This window comes from Vibrio sp. Vb1554 (assembly GCF_033344235.1).
Map to the genome: position 1 here is coordinate 25,968 of NZ_JAWPOJ010000003.1, position 12,542 is coordinate 38,509.

At 49.0% G+C, this 12,542-nt stretch carries 11 protein-coding genes; 4 read left to right on the plus strand and 7 right to left on the minus strand.

Features of this window, described 5'->3' with window-relative positions:
• The first annotated feature begins 10 nt into the window (after positions 1-10).
• Complete coding sequence (locus R8N28_RS03705) at positions 11-598, plus strand: GNAT family N-acetyltransferase (RefSeq protein WP_065275544.1); 588 nt, start codon at positions 11-13, stop codon at positions 596-598.
• A gap of 81 nt (positions 599-679) precedes the next feature.
• Here R8N28_RS03705 and R8N28_RS03710 read toward each other — a convergent pair whose 3' ends face one another.
• The 6 genes from R8N28_RS03710 to R8N28_RS03735 form a co-directional block, all read right to left on the minus strand.
• Positions 680-946, minus strand: coding sequence for a DUF2999 family protein (locus tag R8N28_RS03710; RefSeq protein WP_004746427.1), 267 nt, complete (start codon positions 944-946; stop codon positions 680-682).
• A 103-nt stretch (positions 947-1,049) separates the two neighbouring features.
• Complete coding sequence (locus R8N28_RS03715) at positions 1,050-2,159, minus strand: lipocalin-like domain-containing protein (RefSeq protein WP_065275543.1); 1,110 nt, start codon at positions 2,157-2,159, stop codon at positions 1,050-1,052.
• Positions 2,159-4,669, minus strand: a complete 2,511-nt coding sequence (locus tag R8N28_RS03720; RefSeq protein ID WP_064355002.1) for an ABC transporter permease — start codon at positions 4,667-4,669, stop codon at positions 2,159-2,161. The genes R8N28_RS03715 and R8N28_RS03720 overlap by 1 nt, the downstream gene beginning before the upstream one ends.
• On the minus strand, positions 4,656-5,366 hold the full coding sequence (locus R8N28_RS03725; protein WP_064355001.1) for an ABC transporter ATP-binding protein: 711 nt from the start codon (positions 5,364-5,366) through the stop codon (positions 4,656-4,658). Before R8N28_RS03725 ends, R8N28_RS03720 begins: the two co-directional genes overlap by 14 nt.
• Before the next feature lie 226 nt (positions 5,367-5,592).
• The gene (locus R8N28_RS03730; protein ID WP_005374689.1) at positions 5,593-5,838 is read right to left on the minus strand and encodes a DUF3297 family protein; all 246 of its coding nucleotides are present in this window, start codon (positions 5,836-5,838) and stop codon (positions 5,593-5,595) included.
• 105 nt (positions 5,839-5,943) lie between these two features.
• Complete coding sequence (locus R8N28_RS03735) at positions 5,944-7,935, minus strand: U32 family peptidase (RefSeq protein ID WP_065275542.1); 1,992 nt, start codon at positions 7,933-7,935, stop codon at positions 5,944-5,946.
• A gap of 227 nt (positions 7,936-8,162) precedes the next feature.
• On the opposite strand from R8N28_RS03735, the gene R8N28_RS03740 reads away from it, so the two are divergent.
• Entirely contained in the window at positions 8,163-8,609 is a 447-nt protein-coding gene (locus R8N28_RS03740; RefSeq protein ID WP_318183321.1) for a DUF302 domain-containing protein, read from the plus strand.
• A 95-nt stretch (positions 8,610-8,704) separates the two neighbouring features.
• Here R8N28_RS03740 and ptsG read toward each other — a convergent pair whose 3' ends face one another.
• The gene (gene ptsG, locus R8N28_RS03745; RefSeq protein ID WP_082240198.1) at positions 8,705-10,147 is read right to left on the minus strand and encodes a glucose-specific PTS transporter subunit IIBC; all 1,443 of its coding nucleotides are present in this window, start codon (positions 10,145-10,147) and stop codon (positions 8,705-8,707) included.
• Positions 10,148-10,412: 265 nt separating this feature from the next.
• Here ptsG and R8N28_RS03750 point away from each other — a divergent pair, with 265 nt between their 5' ends.
• Together R8N28_RS03750 and R8N28_RS03755 are read left to right on the plus strand one after the other, a co-directional pair.
• Positions 10,413-11,120, plus strand: a complete 708-nt coding sequence (locus R8N28_RS03750) for a response regulator (protein ID WP_065275540.1) — start codon at positions 10,413-10,415, stop codon at positions 11,118-11,120.
• On the plus strand, positions 11,110-12,540 hold the full coding sequence (locus R8N28_RS03755) for an ATP-binding protein (RefSeq protein WP_017634508.1): 1,431 nt from the start codon (positions 11,110-11,112) through the stop codon (positions 12,538-12,540). The genes R8N28_RS03750 and R8N28_RS03755 overlap by 11 nt, the downstream gene beginning before the upstream one ends.
• Positions 12,541-12,542: the final 2 nt, after the last annotated feature.

The following is a 12,542-nucleotide window of genomic DNA, read 5'->3' on the forward strand; positions in this document are numbered from 1 at the left end:
GAGGTAACACATGTCATATCAAAAACTAAAACAAGGCGAAGCCATCCCATTTAATGAATCGTTGACTATCCAACTGATTCAAGGCTCTGATTTACAAGATATTATCGAGATGTTGAACGACGATAAGGTCAATCAGTATCTGTTCTTCGCACCTGCTGACAACAGCCTATATGAGGGTTTCTTTGGCCCTATTATTGAAAATACGGCACAAGCGATCAAAGAAGGTGTTTGGCCAGACAGTCCAACGTTCGTGATTCGTGGCCAACAAGGTCAGTACATGGGAATGTGTGCAGTGACCGCAGTGATGTTCTTAACTGGCAACTACGAAGTAGGTTATCAATTACCAACTTGTGCATGGGGTAAAGGCGTTGCGACTCGCGCTTGCCAAATGATGACCGAGATTGGATTTACTGAGCTAAACGCTCATAAAGTCAGTGCCGATTGCTACGCTTCTAATGTTGGCTCTTACAAGACGTTAGAGAAAAATGGTTTTACTCAAGAAGGCCGTCAGAAAGACTACTACAAACTAGAGCAAGGTTTTGACGACAAGCTCTACTACGGTATGACCGCAGAACAATTCGCGTCTTTAAATCGCTAATAATTAGCTAACAAAAAAGGCTGTTAACCCACATGTTCGGGGTAACGGCCTTTTCTATATTCAGCGCTAAATGGCTAAGACTTAGTTGCCTTGGTTTTGGCTTTGAAGCTTCTCTTTTGCTTCTTCAACCTTTGAGAAATCCAATCCCAACTCGTCTACGGCTTCTTTAATTAGCGCAGGGTTTTGCATCACTTGCGCCATCAGCATTTGTAGCTTGTCTTGTGGCAAACCTAGTTGGCTGATTGTTGCCATTGCCGCTAGAGGGTTTTGCGTCAGAGTCTGAAAAATCTCGTTGATTTGCTCATCGCTGATGTTGTTCTCTTTTAGCAGCGCAATAATCGGGTTCATCGCATTTCCTTTTAATCATTCATTGGATGACACTGAGGTGCAGTGTATCACTCGGTTACCTGTGTTTGTACTAGCTGAATAATTGGGGTAATCATTCAACTTTTCAATACCCCGTTAGTTCCATATAACCAGTCCCAGAATGAGAGCCCTTAATTCGCACTGGACCTTCCCAGTAAGGCACCGAAAGTGGCATTTTCGCGCTCGGGTTGAGTGCCGAAACCGTAAGCTCGATTTGCTGGTTAGGAATCGACACTTGCCACTGGGTTGGATACTTTCGCCCTTGGATTTCTGTTTGCTTGGTCGCCTTTAACTGAATGTCTTTTTGTGGGATAGCGATACCAGAGCCATCTTGCTGCATCAGCCTTGCGCTGGAGTAACCGGCTGCTCCGGTTTTAGAATCCCGCAATTGGAACACCACCAAACTGGTCTCGTCACTCAACCTTAAGGCAAACCAGTCCCAGCCTTGTTGTGAGTCGAGTAAGAATTGCGAGCTCCACTCTCGATCTATCCAACCTTTGCCGGATACTTGATGGGTTTCTCCGTCGATAGTGACCTCACCGGAGACTTCAATAAACGGTTGGCTGTAATAATACGAAGCCACCTGACCATCGGCACTTTTGGTGCTGTACCCTTGCTCGCCTTGCTTTTGATAAGGTGCGCTGCTGGTAAGGGTCAGCGCATAGCCAAACTGTTCGGAGTTCGCCTTCAATGTGGCAGGGAAGAGGTCGTTGGTTGAAGAGGTCCACTGCCAATCATCGAGATAAACTCGAAATGGTGAAGTGTCGACGCCAGCGAGGGATGTTTGATCGCGCGACCATTTTTCATCGGCGTAGTGTTTGTCCGCGGTCGTGACTGCGCTGTGCGCCATGTAGATTTGTTGAGCTTGCCACTCGGTTTTCTTCACGTCATCTTCGTCCGTTGGCGGCGCAGCAGCAAAGCGAAATTGTGTCCATTGAACGCCAAGTGGGTTGCCATCTTCATCAATTACGTTAGCGGTTAAGTACCACCATTCATGACGAAAGTTTGGGTGCGCTTGATGGTCTGCTGGGAAGGTGAGTTCAATCCCTTTTTCTACGGGAGTGAATAGGTTGCTCTCGCTTTGCGTATCTCCGCTTCCCAGCAACGTGCCCATATTTTTTTGTTGGGGGTCTTCACAACCGAACAGGAATAAGCTGCTTATAAGTAGAGTAAGTTTGCTTGCCAATCGAACCATCACAACACCTCGCTTTGCAAACTGGACACGACAGGCTTGCTGACCAATCGCCACAGTGGAATCAAGGTTGCGATCACTGCCACCAAGATGGTGATTGCCGCAATGCTCAGCGCATCACTCCAATTCCACAGATAATTTAAGCTCCAACCAAAAGCGCGTAGGGTGACGATGTCTGTCAGCACATAACCCACCATGGCTCCGAGGGGCAGGGCGATAACCAGAGTAAAACTGACCAAAGCAACGATCTGTCCGACCACCATGGTCATTAATTTGCGACGACTAACACCAAGTGCGTACAGCCTTGCAATGGCGGCTTTGCGCGCGTCGAGCAACATAAAACAAGCACTGAACAAGCCAATCACCGCGACCATCAACGTCACGCCGTTGAGCGCACGCGTAATGGCGAAGGTCTGCGAGAATATATCCAACGCGATGGATTTGATTTGCGCCTGATCGTAGAGCTGACTTGGATGCAGATTCAATTGCTCGCGCAGTTGCTCGTAGACGATTTGTGGGTCACCCGAGACTTTAATGCCGAGGCTTGTTGGCAGGTCGGTAAACCCGCTCTCTTGCCATAACTTTGGTGCTAATAAGACTTCACCGTTGGGTGAGCCGTAATCATGGAATACCGCGCCCACAAGTAGGTTCTTATTTGGAACGGCATCAAGCGTGAGCTCGCTACCCAGTGATAAACCCAGTTTGACCGCGGTTGGCTCACTGATAGCGACTAACTCACCTTGGTAAAAGCGCGGCCAGAAGTTCTCCAAATGCGATTTGAACACCATGGTTTGCTCTAAGGTGTCTTTGTCTTTGGTGCCAAGCAAAATCGGTAAGCCTTGCAGATTATCGTCGACGTAGTATTGCTTGTAGACGGTCTCAACCTTGTCGAACTGCCCTAATGTTCGCTCTACATCAGCGATTTCTCCTTGGGCAGGGCTGACGTAAATGTCGGCGTGTAGCCTTTGTTCTAACCACTGTTTTAGGGTGGATTCAAAGCTGCCAACTAGCGTGTTCATCCCCATATTGGCAGTAACGGCGAGTAGCAGCGCCATCATGGCGAGAGAAAGCGGAGAAATCAGCTCGCGCAGCTCAGCAAACAGATACTGCATCAAACCGGAATTGGTGCGCTTTTCACACCAATTGGCTAACACGCTGAGTGTTTTGGGTAGGTACAAAGGAATCGACACCACAAGCACGCCGAGCCACGCCATGGTGAAGCGGTGATGCTCACTCAGCCATAACCCTGCGAGTGCGAGAGTCGTCAACGCAGCACCTATCACGAACAATTGGTTTTCGTTAGAAGCTTCAGGTGCTTGATAAAATCCGCCATGAGAGGAGAGCGGCTGGCGCACTCGCTGTTTAAAGTGCTGCCAACACGCCAACAGGGTGGCGGCTAACGTGAGCAGCAGGGCTTGCGCCCACCATTGCCACTGCCAAGTGCCGGGCAGCAGTGTCGCGCCATAAAGTTGTTCTAATGTCAGCGCCACGGTCGGGTGCAACCAATGGCTAAGCTGCATGCCCAAGACAAAACCGAGGGAAGCACCGATGGTAACGAGAATAGTGAGTTCAACTAACAGCGCAGAGAACACAATGCTCGGCGCAACACCCGCTTGTTGAATTTGCACTAACAGCCGATTGCGTTTCAGCAAGCTGTACTTTACGCCGTTGTAAGCGATGAACAGCCCGACTAAAAACGCGAGTAAGCTCATTGCGGTGAGGTTGAGGTGAAAGCTGTCGGTCAGCGAACCAAGGTCTGTACTTTGGTTATTGGAAATCCATTGCCCTTGATCGCTAATCAGCTTCTGCCAATTTGCCTGCGTGTCTTTATCCCCTTTATCACCCGAATGGAAAACTGCAATGTAACTGAGCTGCCCTTGTTTATTGAGCAGTTGCTGGGCAAAGCCAATGTCCATCAACATTCGGCTACCTAACTGCCATTCGTCTGGTAGCACCACCACTTGGGTTGGAATGTCATCCAGAGTTAGGGTTTCTACTTCCCCTAAGTTTTGATGTTGAGATTGGCTCATCATCACGATCGGCTTACCGGCCAAAAGCTCAGGTAAAGGTAAAGCACTGTCGAACAAAGACACGTTTTGTTGGTTTTCTGACGAATAGCGCGAACGTGAGGAAATTGCGGCAATCAACTCACTACCTTGCACTGACCAGCGACGCCCTTGTTCGTCTCTCACTCGCCCTTCGATTACAGGTAGTGCTGCACTGAGCCCGTTTTGTCTAAGGGTGAAATAAAGAGACTCGGGCAGATAGTTTTGCCCTGCTGGTGGAATAATTAAGTTCTGAGCTTGTGCGCTAAGCTGCTCGGTAGATTCCGCATAACTTCGTTTGGCATTGAGGTTGATGGCTTGCACCGCAACGAATAAGGTCACAGCCAACACGATACCGATCAGAATCGCGGCGGCTTGCAGTGGCGCCTGCCGATAGTGCGCTGCAAACAGATTCAGGGCGAGTCGAGTATGAGTGAATCTGTTGTTTGATGGCTTAGTTTGCTTCATGGTGAAGCTCATGTTTGTTTACTTGATGGCTGTTCTGTAGCTGACTGTTATCCAATCGCAGCCGTGTTTTCATAAACTCAGCGCATTCAGGGCTGTGGGTGACTAACAGCACTGCCGTATTGCCTTGGGTGGTGATTTCACTGAGTAGCTTCATCACTTCTAACCCCGCTTTTTGGTCGAGGTTACCTGTGGGTTCATCAGCAAGTAGCAGTTTAGGTTTGTGTGCTAAGGCGCGCGCAATAGCGACTCGTTGTTGTTGACCACCGGAAAGGGCAGAAACATGTCTATCGAGCAGTTGGCTGATGCTCAGAGTCTCGACCAAATAATCGCACCAGTCGTTCCATTTCTGTTGATTCAAATGCAGAGGGAAGGCGATGTTTTGCTGCACGTTGAGTGGCGTTAATAGGTTGAATTGCTGGAAGATAACACCGAGTTTTTGGTGTCGAAATCGGCTCCATTGTGGGTCTTTCCAAGCCGCTGTGTTATCACCATCTAACCACAACTCGCCGTCGGAAAGTGGCTCAAAGCCAGCGATGACATTGAGTAAAGTACTTTTGCCGCTGCCACTTGCGCCTGTCAGCGCAACACTCGCTCCTGTGTTCAACGTGAAGTCGACGCCTTCCAACACGCGATGTGTCTCTTTACCATCAACAAAGCTTTTGCTGGCGTGTTTGAGTGTGACAAGTGGGCTTTCCATTTCCTCTCCCTGTATTAAAAAGGTGTCGTTTCTTTTGGCAATCGCTATTGCAGTTCGTTCTTTAGAAACTTTAGACAACAATCAGATAAAAACAGCGATTTACATCGATTTCTTAATAACTTGTACTGAAAAGAAGAGGGAAGAGATTAAATGAGGAAGGGATATGACAGGCATTAAAAAAGCCCGAGTCAAACTCGAGCTTTCAAATACATTCAGCGTGGTCAGCTTACACGTAGTACGCTTCAACTTCGCCTTTAAGCTTGATTAGCATTGGGTTACCGAAACGGTCTTTTGCTTTAGGAGAAGCAATTTTTACCCAACCTTCGCTGATGCAGTATTCTTCTACGTCAGTACGCTCTTGGCCGTTGATACGAATACCGATTTGGTGCTCGAAGCATTCTTTGATGAAGAATGGGCTACGTGGGTTACCCGCTAGGCGATCTGGTAGAGCTGGTTTAGCTGTGTCTGTCATTTTGTGTGACCTAAATTCCGTAAAAAGTGCGCTATTGTAGTCAGTGCACTGTGTGTGTTCAAGATATGTTGAGAGTCGATGCGTTGTTTAACTTTCAAGTAACTCCTACAACCCCTTCAAATACTGCGCGTTGGCTGTTGGTTGAATCATGGCATTCAGCGTTTGGACGGCTTGTTCACTGTGATCTTCAAGTAGAGCTAAGAACGCGTCAATCAACTCAGGTTTGCTTGCTGAGACTTTCGTTTCGGTCTGGATATCACGCAGATCGATCAACACATCGGTAAACAACTGCGGCAGATCGTGCAGCACTTGCAGGTTTAAGACGTTGTGCTCGCTGTAGATTGAATTGTGGCTGCCTTTCTGTTTTTGCACCACGTAAGGATTGTCTTTTAAGTTGATGATAGACGTGCGTTTATCACAGCGTTTCAAACAACCTTTGTTGACCTTCACCTTACGGCATCCTTCGGTTTGTTGGAACAAACATTGGCGGCTCGTGAGTAGGGTATTTGGATGATAAATGCTGTAGAAGCTGCGCATGTTTTTCGGACGCTTGATATGGCGCATCTGCTTCATATTCAGCTCGTTAGAAACAAACGCGCCACTTGCCGCGAACTCGTCTTGAAGGCATTTAAACGCGTATGAGTTCACCGTGTTCATTTGTGGGCCTGCCACCCAGCCTAAGCCGAGCTCTTTTGCGATCATGCTGACGCCTGAGTTGTTGGTGATCGACAACTCAGGTTGGATGGTTTCCAAAAATACGCGCGCGGCTTGGTAGTCTTCGCCAATCAAAATGGCAGGGAACCAAGGTTTGAGCATTGGGTTGGCTTGGAACAATTCAATCATCGCGCTCAGTTCACCAGACAATCCCATTGGCAATTGATAGTAAACATCAATGTCGTGGTATTCGCACAGCATGGCTTCTTGTGCTGACGAGATCAGAACCGATAGTTTTGGCGCTCCTTGGCGAGGTTCTGGTTGAGGTAACGCTGGCAGAGTTGGCACATCAATCGACCCTTTCAAGCTGCTGCCGGATACTTGTGTCGAAGTGACATCGAACGACTTAGTTTGCTCTGCCACTTTCTCAATGATCGCGGTTTTGTCGTCGTAGAGTTTCTTTTTCACCGCTTGCACATCATCAGCAGACTGGCATTGATAAACCTTCGAAAAATGCTTTACAGCGTGGTCGCGCGGGTTGTCGATGTACATCGCCTTGCCGAAATCACCTTGCAAAAATGCGTTGGAGAAATCGCGGTTGAACACCGTGTACAACTCGGTGGTGTCTTCAGAGAGTTCCAAACCCTCGCACAAGCGATCGATTTGCTGACGCCAATTATCGACCACGGTATAGACGTAGTGCGATTTCTTGATTCGTCCTTCCACTTTTAATGAATACACGCCAGCATCGGCAAGCGCTTTCAAGTCCCCAAAGGCGGAGTTGTCTTTCATATTGAGTGGGTAGTTGTTGCCCGTTTTGGTCGTTTCGTACTGTTCGCGACAAGGTTGGCTGCAGCGTCCACGGTTACCTGATGCACCATTGCGAGCGGAACTTATGTAGCAAATTCCGGAGAATCCGATGCAGTATGAGCCGTGGACAAACACTTCCATCATTACGTTGTGCTCGCGACCAAATTGCGCCAGATGTTTTATTTCATCGATGTTAAGTTCGCGAGATAAGTTTACTCGGCTTACGGTGAGCTGGTTGAGAAAGAGGATCTGGCCTTCGTTATGCGTGTTTAGTTGCGTTGAAGCGTGCACATCCAAATCGGGAAAGTGATGTTTGAGAATGTAGGCCAGACCGAGATCTTGCACGATCACGCCATCGATTTTGGTGGTGTTCAGTTGGCTGAGTAAGCGAACAATCGCTGGAATTTCACTTTCTAAAATCAGCACATTCAACGTTAGGAAAATCTTACAGCTGTGCTGATGGGCCAACGTTAACACGCCATTTAAGTTATCTAAGGTGAGGTTGGTCGCTCGGTTACGAGCATTGAAGCGGTCGAGCCCACAGTAAATTGCATCGGCGCCAGCGGCAATGGCGGCTTTGATGGAATCTAAATCACCACCGGGTGCTAATAACTCAAATTGATCGCGTGTCACTACTTTTCTCTTTCTTACTAAAATAGGCTGCAAATGTTACGTATTTCACGCTTTTGATGCTCGGCTAGTTAATGCTTTATTAATCTGAATCAATTAATCTGTGTTACACGGTCGACTCTTGAGTGGGTAGAGTGCAATTCGCGATAGCGGAATCTGACTTCTATAGTTTTCCTACACTTGGTTTTTCTATATCTAGTTTTCGACTCAGAGAGAGGAAGGGACGACAAATGAAAAAAGTAATCATCGGGTTGATCGTGGCGTTGACGTCATTGAGTGCGTTGGCTGGGGAGGGTGTGGTAACCGTTGCGAGCACGCATTCAGCAAAAGATACGGCGGATAAATTTGTCGCTATCGCGCAAGAAAAAGGGTTGAACGTCTTTGCGCGCATTAACCATCAAGAGAATGCCACGAAAGTCGATATGACGTTGCGACCAACTGAAGTTATCGTGTTTGGGAACCCTAAAGTGGGCACGCCACTGATGATCTGTGCGCAGGAAGTGGCGCTCGATTTACCCCAAAAAGTGTTGGTGTATGAAGATGCTGAAGGTAAAACGTGGTTAGCTTACAACGATCCTATGTATTTAAAGCAGCGCCATCATATTGAAGGCTGTGACGAGGTATTGAACAAAATCAGCGGCGTGTTGGGCAATTTAACCAACGCGGCGGCGAAGTAGGGCTGGTTATTGGCTTCGCTTTTTTTACTCCGAAAACGAAAAAGCCAACCTCACAAGGAGGTTGGCAAATCTTACCTATATTGGGGGAGGTAAGATCAGGAGGTGGCGAGTACGCTGTGCACCTCTGACTTAATTGAGTCAGACTGCGTACCGAAAATCGCTTGTAAACTGTCGCCAATCACTAATACATCTCGCGCGCCAAGTGCTTTTAGCTTAGCAACATCAACGTTGGCAATGTCTTTTACCGAGACACGTAGACGAGTGATACACGCATCGACTGACTTGATATTGGCTTTACCGCCCAATGCAGCGACTACATCTACCGCGATTTCATCAGGCTGTCCGGCGATCTTCACTTCTGCAATGTCGGTTTTACGGCCCGGCGTTTTTAGATCCAACTTCACAATTAGAAAGCGGAACAAACCGTAGTACAGCGTCGCCCAGATTGGACCGATGATGATGAACATCCACGCGTTGGTCGACATTGGGTAGTAAAGGAAGAACTGGATCGCGCCGTGCGCAAAGTCCGTACTGTGTTTGATTTCCAAAAATGCAGTGATCGCAAACGCAATACCAGTTAGGAAAATATGGATTACGTACAGCACTGGCGCGACGAATAGGAAGGTAAATTCGATTGGCTCTGTGATACCAGTTAACCAAGAGGTCAACGCCGCAGACATCATCAAACCGCCGACGATTTTCTTACGCTCAGGAGACGCGCAGTGGTAAATCGCCAATGCCGCTGCTGGTAGCGCCCACATGGAGTACATAAAGCCACCAGACAGATAACCTGCGGTTTTATCGCCTGCGAAGAAGCGAGTGAGCTCACCGGTAAGCTCTTTGCCTGTTTCTGGGTCTACATAGCTGCCGACTTCAAAGAAGAACGGCGCATTCCAGATGTGGTGCAAACCAACCGGGAGTAAAGAACGTTCGCCCGCGCCGTAAACCGCCCACGCAAGTACAGGGTTTTGGTACGCTGCCCAATGAGAGAATGCATCAAGAAGTTGTCCGACAGGTGGCCATGCAAACGCGAGAATCGCACCAACGACGATCGCCGATAAACCGGTGACAATGGGCACAAATCGCTTACCCGCGAAGAAGCCCAAATATTCCGGCAGCTTGATATTGTAGAAGCGGTTGTACATGATTGCCGCGACCGCACCGATAAAGATGCCGCCAAACACCCCGGTTTGCAGCGTCTCAACGCCCATGATAGTGGCGTCAGTTTCTAGGCCGCGCAGGCCAGTCACGATACCGAGCGATGCGTTCATAATAATTAGGCCAACTAAGCCTGCGAGCGCAGCCGCACCGTCATTGCCTTTTGATAACCCGAGCGCTACGCCGACCGCAAACATCAACTGCATGTTGCCGAACACGCCTTCACCGGCGGCGAGCATCACTTTGTTGACCGCGTCTGGAATAAACGCAAAACCCGCGTTACCAATACCCAGCATCAAGCCGGCCACTGGTAACACCGCCACAGGCAGCATCAACGACCGCCCTATTTTTTGTAGTTGTCCAAATATACTTGCAAACATGGTTTCCTCCTGACGAATGCCAGTGTTGTAGGACCTGATTCCTTCAGGTCATGTTGTTTCACGTAAGGTCAGGATGATCATAGCGAGCAAGGCGGCGCCTAAGGTTACAAAAGGCAATCAGTTTGTAAGTGGCCGCTTACAAATCTCTTACACTGAGAAGTGAAAATTGTAATCGGCTCGATTGTGCATGGGCGTTTAAGAATGCATCATATTGGCCAGCGCCAAACGCAGGGGCAGGTACAGGGAAGGACACAGGGAAAGTAGGATGGAAAACAAGCAGATACTGGTCGTCGATGACAACCTCGACCTTCGCGAAGCGTTGTCGGATTACCTTGGTCGCGCTGGGTTTGAAGTGCTTTGCGCGGAAAACGGCGGCGTGATGTGGCAACTGCTCAACGAGCACCATCCTGATTTAATCATCCTCGATATTATGATGCCCGGTGAAGACGGCTTTACCCTGTGCCAAAAACTGCGCAAAAACTCCGATATCCCGATCATTATGCTGACCGCCGTCACTGAAGAAGCTGACCGAGTCGCAGGGCTAGAAATGGGCGCTGACGACTACATCACCAAATCATTCAGCCCGCGTGAACTGCTCGCACGCATCAAAACCATTCTGAGACGCAGCCAATCGACCGCCAATAGCAAACTGACGCGTAAAGTGCGTTTTGACGACTGGTTGTTAGATACGGTAACTCGGCAACTGACCCACGTTGCTAGCCGCGAGGTTAAGCAACTGAGTGGCGCGGATTTGTCGCTGCTCGGTTTGTTCGTCAACCACGCGCAATCGATATTGTCTCGCGATGACATTGCGCGCGAGATCTGGGGACGCGATGCTGACCCGTTTGAACGCGGCATCGACGTGCAGATCAGCCGCTTGCGTCATCACCTTGAAGATAAAGACCGCTCGCTGATCCTAACGGTGCGCAACAAAGGCTACATGCTAACCACGGACGTGCATTATGAGAATTAAACGCTGGACGGGATCACTGGTCGTTCGCACCAGTGTGTTCCTGTTGCTGGTGATCATTTTGGCGCAGGTATTATCCGGGATTATCTGGTATCAACACGCCAGCGAACGCGATAAAGAAGGCCTGACCACCACGGTCAAAAGCTTAGCACTGAGCGCTTCTTCCACCATCGCTTTCTTTCAAACCCTCCCTTCGGAATATCGCCACTTGGTGCTCAATCAACTACGCAACATGGGTGGTACGCGCTTTTTCGTCTCACTCAACAATCACCAGATTGACGTCGACCCACTGCCAGAGAGCGAGCGCAAAACGTTGGTCATCAACCAAGTTCGCGAGGTATTAGAAAGCGAGCTGAGCGGCATTCCTAATATCGAGGTGGAGTTCACCCAGCGCGACAAACTCAAAGTGTTCAACAACGAGCTACCTATCGACGAACTGCCGCTATTGTGGGCGCATTATTCGCTTTCGTTTGGTGACCTCAATCCGCCTATTCTGGTGATGCAAGTCGAAGTCGCACAGAACGAATGGTTTTATCTCGCGGCGGTGCTACCCGCGCCTTACATCAACCTAGAGACTAACTATTTTGAGCTGCGCCAATGGCTGACGCTATTGCTGTCCGCACTAATGCTCTTGCTGTGTACCTGGTTTATCGTTCGCAAAGAAATTCAACCCATTCGAGAGCTGGCAAAAGCCGCAACCCTGATGTCGAGCCGATTAGACGTGCCCGAAGTCTCTGAGCGAGGCAGCAACGAACTGAAAGCAGCGGTACGTGCGTTTAACAAAATGAATCGACGCATCGACAGCCACATTAAAGACCGCGAGATGCTGTTCAGTGCCATCTCCCACGATCTGAAAACGCCAATAGCCTGCCTAAAACTACGGGCGGAAATGCTGGATGACGACGCCGACCGAGAACGCTTTATCCGCCTGAGTAACGACCTAGATTTGATGGTCAAAGGCGCATTGCAATGCATTAAAGAGACCGATATCCACGAGGAAATCGAGCCGATCAATTTCACCCAACTGATTCAGCACATTTCCGCCAATATCGCCGATGCGCCGGACACAATTCGCATCCACGGTGAAATCCGCACCCACTTTGCTGGTAAACCGTTAGCGATTAAGCGCTGCATTCAGAATCTGGTCGATAACGCGCTCAAATACGGCCATCAAGCGGACATTACGCTGAGTGAAAGCCCAGAGTCGATCCAGATTGAAATTGAAGATCACGGTGACGGTGTTGACGATTTATTACTTGAAAAGCTCTGCCAGCCATACTTCCGCGCTAGCAACGATAAAGAAGGCAGCGGGCTGGGGTTAACCATTTCACAGAGTATTGCAAAGGCTCATGGCGGCAACTTGTTGCTGAGCCATTCTCAGTTTGGCGGCCTCTGCGCCACACTGACTTTCCCGAGAGACTGACT